Origin of the sequence: Actinoallomurus sp. NBC_01490, from assembly GCF_036227085.1 — a bacterium.
Lineage (GTDB): Bacteria > Actinomycetota > Actinomycetes > Streptosporangiales > Streptosporangiaceae > Actinoallomurus > Actinoallomurus oryzae.
Genome location: NZ_CP109433.1, coordinates 642,074 through 657,667, shown reverse-complemented (window position 1 = coordinate 657,667; position 15,594 = coordinate 642,074). Strand labels below are relative to the sequence as shown.

12 protein-coding genes and 1 pseudogene are annotated in these 15,594 nt (G+C 67.9%); 8 read left to right on the top strand and 5 right to left on the bottom strand.

Annotation, left to right across the window (positions count from 1 at the left end; genetic code table 11):
* Positions 1–577: 577 nt before the first annotated feature.
* From OG417_RS54200 to OG417_RS03410, 3 genes are all read right to left on the bottom strand, one after another.
* Positions 578–1,951, bottom strand: a complete 1,374-nt coding sequence (locus tag OG417_RS54200; RefSeq protein ID WP_442875737.1) for an RNA-guided endonuclease InsQ/TnpB family protein — start codon at positions 1,949–1,951, stop codon at positions 578–580.
* A gap of 502 nt (positions 1,952–2,453) precedes the next feature.
* The gene (locus OG417_RS03415) at positions 2,454–3,149 is read right to left on the bottom strand and encodes an HAD family hydrolase (RefSeq protein ID WP_329249592.1); all 696 of its coding nucleotides are present in this window, start codon (positions 3,147–3,149) and stop codon (positions 2,454–2,456) included.
* 502 nt (positions 3,150–3,651) lie between these two features.
* Positions 3,652–4,482, bottom strand: coding sequence for an LLM class flavin-dependent oxidoreductase (locus OG417_RS03410; RefSeq protein ID WP_329249590.1), 831 nt, complete (start codon positions 4,480–4,482; stop codon positions 3,652–3,654).
* Between the two features lie 381 nt (positions 4,483–4,863).
* Between OG417_RS03410 and OG417_RS03405 the strand changes: the two genes are divergently transcribed.
* From OG417_RS03405 to OG417_RS03395, 3 genes are all read left to right on the top strand, one after another.
* Positions 4,864–5,022 (top strand): hypothetical protein, encoded by a 159-nt coding sequence (locus OG417_RS03405; RefSeq protein ID WP_329249587.1) that lies wholly within the window; start codon positions 4,864–4,866, stop codon positions 5,020–5,022.
* 105 nt (positions 5,023–5,127) lie between these two features.
* Entirely contained in the window at positions 5,128–5,577 is a 450-nt protein-coding gene (locus tag OG417_RS03400) for a hypothetical protein (protein ID WP_329249584.1), read from the top strand.
* Between the two features lie 487 nt (positions 5,578–6,064).
* Positions 6,065–6,529, top strand: a complete 465-nt coding sequence (locus tag OG417_RS03395; protein ID WP_329249581.1) for a DUF4253 domain-containing protein — start codon at positions 6,065–6,067, stop codon at positions 6,527–6,529.
* Between the two features lie 376 nt (positions 6,530–6,905).
* On the opposite strand, the gene OG417_RS03390 is transcribed toward OG417_RS03395, so the two are convergent.
* Positions 6,906–8,012, bottom strand: coding sequence for an FAD-dependent monooxygenase (locus OG417_RS03390; RefSeq protein WP_329249578.1), 1,107 nt, complete (start codon positions 8,010–8,012; stop codon positions 6,906–6,908).
* 86 nt (positions 8,013–8,098) lie between these two features.
* Complete coding sequence (locus OG417_RS03385) at positions 8,099–9,643, bottom strand: MFS transporter (RefSeq protein WP_329249575.1); 1,545 nt, start codon at positions 9,641–9,643, stop codon at positions 8,099–8,101.
* Between the two features lie 61 nt (positions 9,644–9,704).
* Here OG417_RS03385 and OG417_RS03380 point away from each other — a divergent pair, with 61 nt between their 5' ends.
* The 5 genes and pseudogenes from OG417_RS03380 to OG417_RS03360 all read left to right on the top strand — a co-directional run.
* Positions 9,705–10,619 (top strand): helix-turn-helix transcriptional regulator, encoded by a 915-nt coding sequence (locus OG417_RS03380; protein ID WP_329249572.1) that lies wholly within the window; start codon positions 9,705–9,707, stop codon positions 10,617–10,619.
* Between the two features lie 333 nt (positions 10,620–10,952).
* Positions 10,953–11,216 (top strand): hypothetical protein, encoded by a 264-nt coding sequence (locus OG417_RS03375; RefSeq protein WP_329249569.1) that lies wholly within the window; start codon positions 10,953–10,955, stop codon positions 11,214–11,216.
* Between the two features lie 516 nt (positions 11,217–11,732).
* Positions 11,733–12,512, top strand: coding sequence for an ABC transporter ATP-binding protein (locus OG417_RS03370; protein WP_329249567.1), 780 nt, complete (start codon positions 11,733–11,735; stop codon positions 12,510–12,512).
* The gene (locus tag OG417_RS03365; protein ID WP_329249564.1) at positions 12,512–14,761 is read left to right on the top strand and encodes an ABC transporter permease; all 2,250 of its coding nucleotides are present in this window, start codon (positions 12,512–12,514) and stop codon (positions 14,759–14,761) included. Before OG417_RS03370 ends, OG417_RS03365 begins: the two co-directional genes overlap by 1 nt.
* A gap of 29 nt (positions 14,762–14,790) precedes the next feature.
* Positions 14,791–15,594 (top strand): annotated as a pseudogene (locus OG417_RS03360) (transposase); the annotation flags it as partial.

Genomic DNA, 15,594 nt, shown 5'->3' with positions numbered 1-15,594 from the left:
GTCTAAGTATGAACGCACGCCGCGAGGTGCTGTCGCCTGGCAGCATCGCCGGGTGTTCGACTTCGGGATCGCCGGCTACCGACCGGCATGGTTGACGGGCCGTTCGGCCGTCGCCGCTGCGCATGGGCGGAGACTGGCCATGCTCAAAGGGCGGAGACTGACTGAGACCTTCGTGGTGTGGGACCTGGAGGACGATGCGTGGTTCTCCGACGGGCTGGTCTTGCTGGCCTTTGAGGGCGAGCAGGTCGAGATCGTGCACCAGAAGTTCAACGAACTCTCGATCACCTGGAACACGGTCGATCCCGGTCAGCCACTGGATTGGGGCGGGCAAGGATTCCGGCTGGCGTGGCGGCCGGACGTGCCTGGCGAGCTGGCGAGGCTGAGCGGGCAGCGACTGCAGGCCGTGGAGCTGCTCGAATGGACGAGCGAGGACATGGCGCGAGGGATGGTGGCTGTCGGTTTCGTCTTCCCGGACAGCCAGGTGACCATCTACAACGCCCTGGACGAGAACGGTATGGAGTTCGGGCTCCCTGATCGCCGGTACACGCCACGCGCTCAAGTGCTAGTGCCGTATCAGTCAACGTTTGCCTCGTTGGGGAGAGGGTTGGCTGATCCTCGCTGGGGCGAGCGACTCCCCACTTCTGGTGGGGCGGGCCACGGCCGGCCATGGGACCCCATATGCGGTGCCGTGATGGGGGGACCGTCTGGGGTCACGCCGGGACGGTCCGGCACCGGGGAGGTGCCGTCCGGCTCGACGGTGCGTGATCACCACCGGAAACATGTTGGTGGTGATGGTGCCGCCCGGTCCATGCCGGGCGATGTTGGCGCCGCCGACCAGGTCGCGGTGCCCGTTGAACCCGCAACGGATGCAGGTGAAGTTCCGGCTTTTGGGTTTGGGAACCCGCTGGTGGCATGCTGGGCAGGTCGAGGAGGTGCCCCGCTCATCTACCAGCATCAGGCCGATTCCGGCTTGTTCGGCCTTGTCGGTCAGGCATCGGATCAGGTGCCCGATCCGCCAGGCCTGGACTCGTTGGTTGTGCCGCCGTCCCGCTTTGAGGGTCAGGACGCCACGTGGGTCTCCGACCACGAGTGTGCCGATCCGGCGTGCGACGGCCCAGTCGACGACGGTTTTGGCGGCCTCGTGCTGGGCTTGACGAACCCGCCGCCGGTGACGCGCTTCGGCCTTCCGCTGCCGAGCCCGGTACTTCCGCCACCGTCGCGACCCGGCCTGGCCTGGTTTCGGTGCCTTCCGTGCCATCGCGCGCCGCCGGTGTTTGGTGTCACGCAGGTGCAGGTGGGTTTCGGCGCGGATCGCCCGCCCCGACACCACCAGCCCCTCCCCATCCGGGCCCGCCACCGCGAACGGGTGGATCACTCCCGGGTCGACTCCCGCCACGCGGTGTGGGTCCGGTTCCTGGCCCGGCGGATAGGCGGTGATGAGGACTTCGGCGGTGACATCGACGAACAACCGGCCGGCCTCAGTCACCAACGTCACCGACCGCACCTGCCCCGCCTCGTAGGGGACCGGCCGGTCCAACCGCACCCACAACGGCGCACTCCCACGACCGACCGGAAGCCGTAACCGCTGGCCGTCGAGGGTGAATGTGCCGTGGTAGTAACGCACCGGCATCAACCGGCGTTTCCGCCGCGGGTACCGCGCCGCCGTCTCGCCGTTTTTGCGGCGTTTGGCGGTGGCGAACCAGGCGTCGCTGTAGCGCCGCAGCACCGACCGCGCCCCGACCGAGTCCAACTCCCCGAACGTGCCCGGACCCGCCGCCGACAACTCCCGGCACAACGCCTGATAACCCACAATCGCCGACAGCCCACGTTGCCGCCGCCACCGGTTCATGTCCAGCACACACGCCCACACATCCCCTGCCGAGACCAGCAACGCGAAACACCGGCGCCGCTGCCCGGCCGAGACCCGCAGACCGACGCGGGCGGTCCGCATGACCACCCGCCCACCTTCATCACGTCGAGGCACCAGGCGATTACAACAGGTGCCTACGACAAAACCCGGCCTCCCAGCCAGCCCACCGCACAGACTCAAGACGCACCTGCCGACTCGCGCACCGACAGGGCAAACGTTGCCTGCTACGGCACTAGCTCGCCATCGTGGCCCGCCCGATCGGCGGGACCGGAGGGACCAGCGCCCACGCCAAGGACGTGTACGGACCGGCTTGGGAGTCGCTCCGCTGACCGTCGCTCCCCTACCTACGCGAAGGTGCCCATCTCCGCCGGTCTCAGTGTCGAGTGGGTAACCTGCGCATCCATCACTCTCTGAGGGAGGGCACCTCGCAATGTTCAGGCGCCGGCAGAGGCGACCCGATGCTCCTGTCCCTTCTGCACGCCGAACGGCTCCGGCGGTGGATCAACGAAGTGGCGTTGCCGGTTACTCCCGAACACCCAGGCCGGGTACGGATGACGACATGCGCCGTACGCGGCTGGGCGCTTCAACGAATGCGCTGATGCCAATCCGCCAGAAGCGGTGTCACGGCCCGTAGGTCCCCGCTGTCCACCGTCGTCGAGGCCCTGTCACGCGCCTGTTGGTCCGCGTTGAAGGCGACGCTGAGACCGACTTCGTCGAACAGCGGCAGATCCGACCGGCTGTCACCGATGGCGGCGCACTGGGACGGACCGAAGCCGAGATTCTCCGCGTAGCGCAGCGCGAAGTCGCGTTTATCGAACTCATCGAAGGTGGCCCGCACTCGGCCGGTGAAGGACCCGTTGAGGATTTCCAGCTCAGGTCCGCAGTAGGCGGCGAACCCGAACCTCTTCCCGAGATGCTTCCCGATCGGCTGCCAGGCCAGGGTGGCCAGTACCGGCAGCAGACGATGAGCACGGCACCACTGGACCGTCTCCGCGATTCCGTCGACGAGCGGCAGCTGAGTCAGCCAGTCGTCGATCTCCCGTTCGGTGCGGTCCGCCCATGCGAGGGCGTCCACCGCCGCGATCTCGGGGTTGGTCAATTGACCGGCCGCGTAGGCTGCCTCGGCCTTAGCCATCTCCTCCTCCGTGCCCAGATATCGGGCTACGTGGACAGCGGATCCGGGGGCCGGTACGAGGGTGCCGTCAATGTCGACGAAGACTATGCCGGCCCATGCCGACGGGTCGGAAACAACTCTCCACCCGTCGCGGTTTTCCCTCACAACCCGCTCCTCCTCGTCGTGCGGACAACTCTGCCGAAGGGTGCCGCAACGCTGCTCCGAACCTGCCGCCTCACAATCCCATACCGTGTGAGCAGGGACCGGCCATGGTGATCAAACTGGTAGGACGCCCGTCCGCCGAGACGCTGTTGGACTGCGTGGGGTATTGGCGGGGGCCTTGCTGCGATGGCGCTGCCGGCGGCAGCCGGACAGCGGGAGGAGGCCCTGCCGGCGTCGGTGGCCAACCGCTCCCACGCCGAGCTCCGAAGCCGGTCGGGTACCGGACCGAGTGGGTCCTGTGTCCACATGAACCGAGGCAGCCATGCCCGCTCCCACGGTCTCGCCGAGGACCACCGAACCCACATCGAATAGCAAGCCCCTTAGCGGAGAGGCCCGTCACACCATCGGAACGGGCCTTTGACCATCGTGGTCGCCGGGTCCGGAAGCGCCAGCCGGTCATGAGGACTCGGCTGGCGATCTCGTGATTCCGCCCCTGGCCGCCGGCCTAATGTCCGGCCAGCTCAGCTACGACCGGAGCGAGCACGTCGGCGAAGTCGGCGCCGAAGACGAAGTAGGAGAAGCCGATCTCCTCCCGTCGCCGCTGGATCTCCTCGGCGGCCGCGGCGGGGTCATCCGGAAGTACCGCCAGCGAGTCCGCCGCGCGAAGCGCAGCGGGATCGGTGTCGGGGGACGCCATGAACGGCGCGACGGTGTCGCCGATCACCGCCACGTGCTGCGCGAGTTCGACGTCTCGGATGGCGCGGAAGTCGCGTACCAGCCGCGTGGTCTCGGCCCGATCGTCTCCCGGCATGAGCGCGAAGGTGACTGTGTCCGCGAGGTCGGCCGCCAGTGCCTGGGCCTTCGGCCCGCGTACGGCCATCACCACCGGCGTGTGCAGGTCGGGACCGTCGAGATCACGCAGGGCCGCCACGGTCTCGCGGACCGGGGCCAGCCGCTCGCTCGGTGGTAGGACGGGCATCCCCAGTTCGCGAAGTTCGTCTTCAATGCCGGGCCTGCCGGTGCCGATGCCCATCTCGAAGCGACCGTCGGTGAGCACCGAGAGCGAGTGCGCCTCCCACGCGGTGCTCCAAGCCGGGCGCAGCGGGGAGGCATACACCCAAGTGCCGACCCGCAGGTCGGCAAGGGTCGCCGCGACGGCCAGCGTGGGGCCGGGCGCCGGCTGCCATTGCGGGACGTCGGGCATCAGCAGCGTGGAGTAGCCGCTGTCAGCGATACGGCGAACCCGGTCTCGCCACGTCGGCAGGTCAGTTGTGAGCGGGGCAACGACCCCGAATCGGAATGGCCTGGGTCCGCCGGTCGTCGTCGAATCGGTCATCGTTCCTGTCCTCGTCAGTAGGGGGAATGGGGTGCCGGTCCTGCAGGTCATGCGCCACGAGGTCGTTCTCCGGCAGCCGGAGGATCAGAGCGCCGCTGCCCTGCACCTGCACCCGCCGTCGATCTCTTGATCGCGATCCTCTCTCCTCGAGCGCCCCGTGTGAGCGGCCTTACCCCTGCCACGAACGCCGCCGCCCCGATCCGACACCGCCTTCCGAGAATTCCTACGCCGCCTTGATCTCGGATCGCTGGTAACCGGCTACCGGAGCCTCCTTGGCAGAACGGGCGCGGGCTCGGTTGGTGGCTTGTCCGTCGTTCGGTGGACATGGGAATGACCGGATCACCGATCGCGTGAGGTGCCCGCTGCCGCGAAGCTGACGGTATGGGCGATCACGAGGCGTTCTGGGATACGTGCTCTGCACGGCGTGACCGCTGCCGGGACGAGGCCACGCTCACATTGTCCAGCGTCAAGAAGGCACTGCAGTACCGCGACGGCGGAGGCCCGGTGCCGTACCACCACCCCGGCGACCACCAGCAATGACCTGTGTACGGGGCGTTCGCGCGCTCACCTGGGCGCACGACGATCACCCGGCGGGTGGCAGGCGGGATGGCCTGTACCCCGAACTCGGACTGAAGGGCAGTATTGATGCACGCAAAAGACGCTGAACTGGCCGCAGCTTTGACCGAGCAGCTCAGCGACGAAAAGATCGTCGCGGCTGCGTACGCCAGAATCGACACCGCGCTCAGCCCCGCGCGGATGCTTTCGCCGCTCGGTAACTACCTGATCGCCAGGCCGGCCGCTCGCGCGGCGGCGAAGAAGATGACTGAACAGACCGACATTCCGCTCGATGCCGCCGTCGTCTTCGGTGTCAGCGACAGTGCCCTGCACGTGTGGGCTGCCGACCCGATGCTCAATCGGGTCGGCGAGCACCTCGGCCAGATTCCGCTGGAGCGCATCACGTCCATCAAGGTCGAGGGCGGCAAGAGCTGGCAGCCGGTCACGATCAGCATGGCCGACGGAAAGAGCGTCGAGCTCGAGGGCCGGGGCTCCATCCACGCGGTCGCGGCCGAGTTCGACAAGCGCAAAGCCGGATAACCCGGCCTTGCGGCTCCAGCATGTGAACGTCGGCTCTGAGGTCGTTCGTCTGGGTGGCTCCCGGAGCCATGCCCAGAATGACAGTGGGCGCGGTGAGCCGAAGGGAACGCGGATCTTGCCCGTCGCGGCCTGACCCGCTGAGCTCCGTGATCACGAACGAACCCTGGCCGCAGTAGGTTCGGCTAAAGATGTGGGAGGCCAGGAAGCCGGATGGATAAGTGAGAGTTGTCCGAAGGACTTCCCCCGGGAAGATCGGCTGGCAGCCTGTGGGTCTCACGGGATTGCCTGCCGGACGTCTATGCCCGATGGAGGTCCTTCCTCGGCGACTCGGCACTGGAACCGTTGCTGCTTCGAGGGTTTCAGCCTCCAGCCACCGTCCGGCAGCACATCAACATCCCGCCGGAGTTCCTCAAGCGGAACCTCGGCCGGCCGGCCGTGGCACTCCGGTGAGCTAAAGGAGCCGGCCGCCCCCTCCCTGATCGACCAAGTGGACCCGGCCACGCTCCTAAAGCAGAGGTGGCGGCAAAAGTTCGGACGCCGAGGCTGGCGCGGCCTCGCACCGGCCGAGCCCGCGGGTCCAGATCCCGCTCAGTTCGCCGCCCAAATCGACCCCACCACGCTATTGAAGGGCGATGACGCTTTCCTCGGATTGGTCCCCGCCACGGACAGCGCGGCGGCACTGGCGCTCAGCGGCTGGATCTCACGGCAGGGCGAAATCCACGAAGACGCCGCGCTGCTGCGGTCCTGGCAGCAGCGCTTCGGCGTACGGCTGTGCGCGCTGCGAATCGATAGCCTGACAGTCTCGGTGGCCTGGCCGCCCAGGTCTTGGGAAACCGCCCGGCTACTGGCGGCCGAACACCTGGCCTACAACGAGGCGACCGACGCTGACCAACTTGACGCCTACGCGGCGGAACTTGTCGGCGCTCCCACCTGGGAGTTCTGGTGGGATTAAGTGACACGATCGGGGACCACCGGCCGGCTGGGCGCCACTGCATCCTCGCCCTTTTCTCTTCTGCCGTCGGCGCGCACGGCGTGCGTCACTGAAGTCGCATCTGCGCTATCGGCTTGGGAAGTCGGCGCCGTCGATCGCCGATCACCTGCGGTACCGCTGGCCTGTGGGTTCTCAACGTTCTCCCCGTTAGCGACCGGCCGGGCTCTGTTCGGGTCGTGACCCGGTGGCTCCGAACGCGGCTCCCACGACCAACATCTTGACGGTTCCTAAGGACTACGACCGTGTGGCGTCGGCTGTCGTCGTTGTCGTCACCGCTGTCGTCAGGCAGAGTCAGACACGGGGACGGCTTGTCCGTCGAGGTCCGCACACGTTGTGCTCATTGTGAGGCGCCACGGGGCGCGAACGAGTTGTTGAAGCTCTGACCTGAGTGGACGAGTTGTCGAGCCGCATCTAGCCGCGCCGCCTCGTAGCGGCGAAGTGCATAGGAAATGCTGCCCGGATCCCCGTTGCCGCCGAGTGCGTCGGCAAGGGCGAGGGCGTCTTGCGCGGATGCGTCGAAGCCGCTGCCGGTCATCGGCGAGGACAAATGGGCAGCGTCGCCGACAAGACACACACGCCCGGAGACGAGTCGGTGCGGCAGGTACTCGCCGATCGGCGTGCCGATCACCGCGCGTCGAGAGATGCAGTCGACGATGGCTTCCCGCCACGGGTTGGGCCAGATTTCCCGTGCCTCGTCGGCAAGTTCGTCGAAGGTCGTGTCGGGGACGTCAGCCGCTCGAAGCGTGCGCTGGACAACATCGTCGGTCACGACTCCGCGGGCGCGCAGGAGGTCGTTGCGACCGGAGTCATACCATCCCCAGCCGATTCGCCGCTTACCTTGCGCGACTGACCCGTCCGCTCCTGGCAAATAGTAGGCGTTGAGGCAGTAGTCCCGTTCGTAGAGGATCGCGAGGTCCGATGGCCACGGCCGGGCCCGGATCTCGCATTCGTCGACCAGGCCGAGCCAGATCACGTATCCGGAGAAGGTCGCGTCGGGCGCCTCAGGGACGGCATGGCGACGTACGACGCTCGCGTGACCGTCGGCGCCGACGACGAGATCCGCGCGCACGAACTCGCCGTCGTCGGTGACGACCCACGCCGATCGCTCGTCCTGGCCCACATCGGTCACGCGCACCGGCGACCGAAGAGAGATGCCGGGATCGGCCTGTGCGGCGGAGCTGAGGCCGGCGTGCACGTCGGCCCAAGCCTGGGCGCCCGACGGGATGACGTCTTTCCCCTGGCGCGGGCGCCGGCCCGTCAGGCGCTCCAGCAGCCCATCGCTCACTGGCAGGGCGGCGCCCGTCCGAACCTTCCGGGTCGAGCGTTCCAGCATCGTCACCCGCAGCCCGATGCGCGACAAGGTCAGTGCGCTCATCAGGCCGGCCAGCGAGGCTCCGACGACGATGGCGGAACCGCGTGTCCCTGGCTGATGGTCTTTTGTCACGTGTTGGTCTCCTGGAGCTGGCGGTAGGGCTGTGGGTCGTCGGCCAATGGCCACCTTGCCGAGGGGTGCGCTCGGTGATGGGCGGGTTACCGTGTTCCCGCGCGCACTTCGTCGGCTTCGGTGTCGTGGGATGGGCGCAAGGCCCACGCGGTCAGAATCGCTCCGAGGAGTGCGAGCACGCCCAGGCCGATGACGACCACGTGCAGTGCGTCGGCGAACGCCTGTCCGGTGGTCACCGGCACCTGCTGGCCTTGCACCGCTGCGACCGCTTGCGTGGTCGAGGTGCGGGCGGCGGTGACCGAGATGAGCACCGCGGCGGTGGCCGCCACCGCGAGCGACTCGCCGGTGATCCGCATCGTGTTGAACATTCCAGCCGCCGATCCGGCCTTGTCGACAGGGACCGTGCTGACGGCGGCGTTGTCCATCACCGAGAAGGCCATACCGACGCCAACGCCGAAGAGCAGGAGCGGCAGTGCGGACACCCACGTCGAGGTGCCGCGGTCCATCACGACGAGCCCGGAACTTCCCGCGGCGATCAGGACCGGACCTGCGACCAGCAAGGTCCGCATGGACCAACGGGACGTCAGCCATCGGGCCGCCAACGGCACCAGCAGTACGGGGATCTCGAGTGGTGTCAGCTCGACTGCGGCGCGCCACGGGCTGGCGCCGCCGCTCTGCAGGAACACGGGAAGGAAGACGTTCAACGCGGCCAAGCCGAACGTCACCGAGAACGGCATGCACATCAGCGCGGTGAACGCGCGACGACGGAACAAGCGGACGTCGAACATCGGATGGCTGCTGCGGAGCTCGACCGCGACGAATGCGCCGAGTAGCACGATCGTGCCGGCGAATGCCGCGACGGTCCATGGGTCCAGCCAGCCGGCGGTTCCGCTGTTGACGAAACCCAGGGACAGCAGCAGCAGCGCGCCGCCGAAGCAGGCCATGCCGGGCAGGTCTGGGCGAGGCGTGGACGGGTCGCTCGACTCCTGGGCGTACCGGGAGGCGACGAAGGCTACGGCGGCTCCGAGTGCGATCACCACGAAGATCGACCGCCATCCCAGTGGAGCGAGCGCGCCGGCGACAAGAGGACCGGCGGCGGTGCCGCCACCGAAACTGGCGCCGAGCAACCCGAACACGCGAACTCGCCGCGCGCCCGAGGTGGCGTGCGCCAGCACAGCCGAGCCGGCGGAGACTGTGGCACCGGCGGCCAGGCCCTGGACGCCTCGCAGCACGTCGATGGCCAGGACATTGGACGAGACCGCGATCAGCGCCATCGCCAGACCGAACGTCGCGATGCCGATACGGAACACGAGCCGCCGCCCGAAGCGGTCCGCCAGGCTACCGGTGGCGAGCACGGTCGCGGCGAAGATCGCGTTGTAGGAGTTCTGCACCCACTGGGTGCCGGCCGATGAAGCGTTCAGGCCGGCCGCCATGTCAGGCAGGACGATCGCCGGTCCCGTCACGGCGAACGGCAGGAAAAAGGAAGCGAGAAGGACCGCGCCGATCGACGCTCGAGTCGCGGTCGCCGAGATCGTCGGCGCGGGTGGAGCGGAAAGCATGTTTCCAGGTTGGAAGATCCGCGAACATCTATTCAGGGCCGGTACGTGCCACGGATCGCCCGACCTGGGCACTGGTGAGCCTGGGCACTCGCAGGACTACCCAATATCGAGCTCTCGGCAGCAGACTGATGAAATGACCGCGACGAAGCCCGGCGACTGGAAGTCCGAACTCGGGGAGTTCCTGCAAGCCCGAAGGGCTGCCGTGACGCCGGCCTCGGTGGGACTACCGGACGCCGGCCGCCGCCGCGTGCCAGGGCTGCGCCGCGAGGAACTGGCCGCCCTCGTCGGCGTGTCGACGGACTACTACGTGCGCCTCGAACAGGGCCGCGGTGGCCGCCCCACCGAATCCCTGCTCGATTCCATCGCCCGTGTTCTCCTGCTCGACGACACTCAACGGGCCCACCTTTACGACCTCGCACGTCCCCGGCCCCGCCCTGCCCGGCGCCCGGTCAAGGAGCGCATGCCCGACTCGACGCGCCAGTTCCTGGAGACCCTCACCGTGCCGGCGCTCGTCATGACCCGCACGATGCAGGTGATCGGCTGGAACCCACTCGCGTGTGCCGTCTTCACCGACTACGGAGCCCTGCCCGAAGCCCAACGGAACTCTGCGTGGCTACTGTTCGTCGACGAAGAGACCGCGGCCCGGCACCGCGATTGGGAGGCGTCGGCACGCGGCACCGTCGGCATCCTGAGAAAGACCGCGGGCGAAGACCCAGGCAACCCTCGACTGGCCGCGCTGGTCGGAGAACTGGCCGTCCGAAGCGAGACGTTCCGACGGCTCTGGGCCGAGCACCACGTCTTCGAGAAGACCACCGGGGTCAACCTCATGCGGCATCCCGACGTCGGTGACATCGACCTCTCCTACATCGCCTGGACCACGCCGGGTGCGCCGGACCAGATGCTGGTCACCTACATGGCCGAGCCAGGATCGAAATCCGCGGACGCCCTACGGATCCTCGGCTCGATGACCGCCTCCTACCGTAGGGCCGGCGGCGGCGACGTCCATCCCCGACAACCCGCGCAGTCGGAGAACCAAGCGCGCGAATAGCGACCCACCACGCTAATGCGTCCGGGCTGCGCCACTGGACACCCAAGGGCTACCTCAACCAAGAGCCGCAGCCTGAACAAGCTCCCCACAGGCCACTGGCATGGACCGCCCACGCAAATAGCTCGGCCGCCTGCAGGCGGCCGAGCTATTTGCGTCACCGTAGGAGAATGACTTTCGTCGGTACATCTGGTGAGCGGGGCTGCCGTCCGATGGCCGTAGGCCACCCGTCAGGGCGAGCATGCGAGTCAGCCGGCCGGGCACCATGGTCAGATGCATCCCGGAATCCCCCAGAACGCTGGCCCGCACCATTCCGCTCCGTCGTATGCCGTGATCGTGGAGGAAAAGAAGCGCCGCAACGGGGCGTGGCACATCTCGCTGATACAACCGGTTGGCGGCGACCTGGCCGAGGCGAGGGCCACCGGCCAGAACATCGCCTTCCAGCACCAGCCCGAGGCCGTCGGGCACAAGGTGGGGCGCAGGGACGTGTACCAGTTGGGCGAGGACTCCTGGCTGATCACCTATGACGCGCCATGGCGGTTGGGGTCCACCGGGCACTTCCGGGTCAGCGTCGCCCGCTATATCGGCTCCATAGACTGAGCCCTCCGGCGTGAGAGCCATAGCAGGCCTTACGGTCGCTATCAGCGGGTCCGTTGTCGTCAAAAGGGCCTACCCCGTAGACGGGATAGACCCTTGACCTGCGCAGTCGGAGGGATTCGAACCCCAACCTTCTGATCCGTGGCCGACGGTGGCGCACGATGGATGTGCCACGACCATGGGCGGACGCCTGGTGGCTGCGGTCGTGCGCCGTGGGTTGTCATCGTTGTCGTCAGACACGGCGGCCCCCCGCCACTCCTTGTTCTCTGGAAGTAGGACGAACCTCAACCGACGGGAGTTGTCCCCTCGCCGCAGCGACCCCTGCTCAGCGGTCGTCCTCCTCGGCCCCCGGATGTCCGGCGGCGCCTGTAGTGCGTCTCCACCAGATGTCGCTCGTGCAGGTGCTAGGGCACCAGATCAGGACGGTGCCGCCGGACGATGTCTGACATCGCGGTGAAGGCCAGAGTCGATGGCTGGAGGGCCCGGCGACAGGTCGGGCCGTGAGGCGAGGACAACACGTTGACCAACACCGGGGCGGCCGACGCGGTTCGGCTGACAGACGTCCGCAAGGTCTATGGCAGGCGCGAGAACCAGGTGGTGGCGCTCGATGGCGTCACGACGCAGTTCGGGCGAGGGACCTTCACCGCGATCATGGGGCCGTCCGGCTCCGGCAAGAGCACGTTGCTGCAGTGCGCGGCCGGGCTCGATCAACCGACGTCGGGATCTGTTCGTCTGGAGGATCGCGAGATCGGCGAGATGAACGAGACCGAACTGACCCGGCTGCGGCGTGACCGGATCGGCTTCGTGTTCCAGGCGTTCAACCTTCTGCCTGTGCTGACGGTGCGCCAGAACGTCACGTTGCCGCTGCGGCTCGCGGGGCTGAGGCCGGACCGGCGCAAGGTCGCCACGGTGCTGGACCGGGTCGGACTGGGGCAGCGGCACCATCACCGTCCGGCCGAGCTCTCCGGCGGACAGCAGCAACGCGTTGCCATCGCGCGGGCGTTGATCAGCGATCCCGCCGTCATCTTCGCCGACGAGCCCACCGGAGCGCTCGACACCAGGACCGCACGAGATGTGCTCGCGCTGTTGCGGGACTCGGTGCGCTCATCCGGACAGACGATCGTGATGGTGACGCACGACCCGGTCGCGGCCTCGTACGCCGATCGCGTCCTGTTCCTCGCCGACGGCCGCCTGGCCGGCGAGCTCCACGCACCGACTGCCGAGTCGGTCGCCGAGCGGATGACCCATCTGGGTGCCTTCGTCGACGAACTCTCCGCGCCGGGAAAGGGGCGGATCTGATGCTGCGGCTCGCCCTGCGCACACTCTGGTTCCGTGCGAGTGTGTTCGTCGCATCGCTGCTGGTGATGCTCTCCGCGGCTGCCATCATGATGGCCTGCGGCGGCCTCATCGAGACCGGGATCCGCACCGCCGTCCCACCACGGCAACTCACGTCCGCGGACATCGTCGTCGCCGGCGATCAGGAGTACCACGACTCGGGCGGCGACCCCGACGAACCGCCGATCCTGCCCGAGCGCGTACGCATCGACGCCCGACTGGAGCAGACAATCGCCGGGCTCGACGGCGTCCGCACGACGAAGAGCTACGTCTTCGAGGGCAAAGCCCCGCCCGGCACGGTCGACGCGATCGGGGTCGAGGCGAAGCCGGGCCAGGACGTGGCGCAGCTGCGAAAGCGGATCGACGCCGTTGTGGGCGACCGGACGGTCACGCTCGTCGGCGACGAGCGTGGACGAGCCGAACTGCGCGAGGCCCAGGCGAGCGGTGTCACTGTGATGGCACTCGCCGGAGTCTTCACCGCGTTCGCGCTTCTCGTGTCGATCTTCGGCGTGGCCTCTATGCTCGGCCTCTCGATCGCGCAGCGCCAGCGAGACATGGCGCTCCTGCGAGCCGTCGGCGCGACACCGCGCCAGGTGCGCCGCCTGATTTTCCGCGAGACGCTGATGCTGTCCGTGGTCGCCACGGCCGTCGCGTACGTCCCGGGTCACCTGCTGGGCCGGTTCCTCTTCGACCGGTTGGCCGACCGGGGGATCGCCGCCCACGGCGTCGCGTTCCATCAGGGGTGGATTCCGACCGTGGCAGCGACGGCGGTCGCGATCGTGGCCGCGCTGGCCGGTGCGCTGCTCGCCGGTAGACGGGCGGCGCGGATCAAGCCGACGCAGGCCCTGGCCGAGGTTGGCGTCGAGGGCCGGTACGCGGGTGCTGGACGGATGATCCTGGGAGTGGTGCTCCTGGCTGGTGCCTTCGCGCTGACGATGGTGACGATCGTCGTGATGAGTGGCCCCCTGACGCCGGCGACAGGCGCACCGGCCGTGATCCTCCTGGGGCTCGGGTTCGCGCTTCTGGCGCCCGGGCTGACCAAGATCACCACGTTCGTCCTCCAGTGGCCCGTCCATGCGCTCGCCGGCGTGATCGGGCAGCTTGCCATCCTCAACGCGCGGGGTCGCAGCAGCCGGATGGCGGCAGTGATGGCGCCGGTCATCTTGCTGACCACGGTGTCGGTCGGGATGGTGTACCTCCAGACGACGAACGACAAGGCCGACCGGCGGGCATTCGCCGACAACCTGGTCGCGGATGCCGTCCTGACCATCCCCGGCGGCGTCGATCCCGATCTGGTCCATCAGATCAACGGCCTGCCGGGCGTCGCCGGCGCCTCGGAGTACGTGAACAGCCTCGGGTTCATCGAGAAGCCGCAGGACCGTTCGCCGATGAACGAGGGCTGGACCCTCCAGGGCGTCACGGCCGAAGGAGCAGGCGCGACCACGCCGGTGAAGATCACCGGGGGTGCCTTCGCCGACCTGCGCGGCGACACGATCGCGATCGAGAGAGCCCATGCCCACCAGCTCGGTGTCGACGTCGGTGACCCGATCACGCTACGTATGGGTGACAACACGGCACTCGACGTACGGGTGGCCGCCCTGTTCTCCGCCCCGGACGGCTACGACACGCTCCTGCTGCCGGCCGACACCTTGGCCGCCCACACCACGGAGGGAGTCGCCACGCGCATCCTGGTGAAGGCGAACAACGACACCTCGACCAAGCAGCTGGTCGGGCAACTGGACGGCGCCGCGGCAGCGGCAGGCGCGACGGTGGGGAGTCGCGACGTCCTGCTCAAGGAGTACGACGACGAGAAGCGCACCGCGAACTTCGCGATCTACATCATGGTGTTGATGATCGCCGGGTATGCGGCCATCACCGTGACCAGCACCCTGGCCTCGAGTGTGACCGCACGACGGCGTGAGTTCGGTCTGCAACGACTGGCCGGTTCGACCCGTACCCAGGTCATGCAGATGGTCGGGTTGGAGGGCGCGCTCGTGGCGCTCAGCGGTGTGGTCATCGGCTCCGCGGCGGCAGCCGTGATCTTGGTGCCGGTCAGCCTCAAACGCCTCGACTCGGTGATGCCTGCGGGCGGACCGTGGATCTTCACCGCGCTGGCGATCTTCACGCTGCTGCTGACCCTCAGCGCTGTTCTACTCCCCGCTTGGCGCGCGACGCACGGGCGTCCCGCTGAGGCCGCACTGGCGGTCGAGTGACCGTGGACACGAGCACCCCTCTCACCCCCCGCGTTCTGACCGACGCGGAACTGGTCTGTGTCGCGATCGCGCAGGTGCTGCTGCGTTGTGATGATGAACGCCGCCGGCTGCGTCTGGCACCAGCCCGGATTGGTCACCTGTTCCCGCGCCTGCCTTGCCAGTCCGAATACAACCGGCACCTGCGCGCTCTGGGCCCGACCATGTCCCAGGTCGCACTAGGCCTGGCCCGCCAGATCCCGACCTGGCATGAGAAGTCGCGGCTGATGGACGGCACAGCGGTGCGGTGTGGCGCCTCACGTGTCACCGTCGACCGCTCGCAGATGGATGAGATCGCCGCCTACGGCCGCGGCACCTCCCACCACGCCTTCTACTGGGGCGCCGAACTCATGCTCATCACCACCGCCGAAGCAGTCGTGACGGCCTTCCGCCTGGCCAACCCCAAAGAACTCGACGAACGCAAACAGGCCCTGCACCTGCTGCACGTTCACCCGATCGCCGATGGCTCCTGCCCGGTGGTGTGCGACAAAGGCTTCGCCGGAGCCGGCATCGAAAAAGCCGCCGCCAAGCTCGGGCATGTGCTGATCCGCCCGCAACGCGACGACGAACCCACCTCAAAGGTGAAGGTGTTCCCCGCCTGGCTGCGCCAACGGATCGAAGCGATCATCGGGACACTGAAGAACCAGCTCGGCTTCGAACGCCACAACGCCCGCACCACCGAAGGCCTATGGGCCCGCCTCAGCCAGCACATCCTCGCCCTCAACACCGCGGTCTGGCACAACTGGCTGATAGACGCCCCCGTCAAACGCTCCCTGATCGCCTACGACTCTCAATGA

What these genes read in the sequence shown, in the direction of transcription:
- OG417_RS03380 (WP_329249572.1), top strand. Translation starts at nt 9,705, where the DNA reads ATGACCGCGACGAAGCCCGGCGACTGGAAGTCCGAACTCGGGGAGTTC.
- OG417_RS03400 (WP_329249584.1), top strand. Translation starts at nt 5,128, where the DNA reads ATGCACGCAAAAGACGCTGAACTGGCCGCAGCTTTGACCGAGCAGCTC.
- OG417_RS03410 (WP_329249590.1), bottom strand. Translation starts at nt 4,482, where the DNA reads ATGACCGATTCGACGACGACCGGCGGACCCAGGCCATTCCGATTCGGG.
- OG417_RS03405 (WP_329249587.1), top strand. Translation starts at nt 4,864, where the DNA reads ATGGGCGATCACGAGGCGTTCTGGGATACGTGCTCTGCACGGCGTGAC.
- OG417_RS03365 (WP_329249564.1), top strand. Translation starts at nt 12,512, where the DNA reads ATGCTGCGGCTCGCCCTGCGCACACTCTGGTTCCGTGCGAGTGTGTTC.
- OG417_RS54200 (WP_442875737.1), bottom strand. Translation starts at nt 1,951, where the DNA reads ATGCGGACCGCCCGCGTCGGTCTGCGGGTCTCGGCCGGGCAGCGGCGC.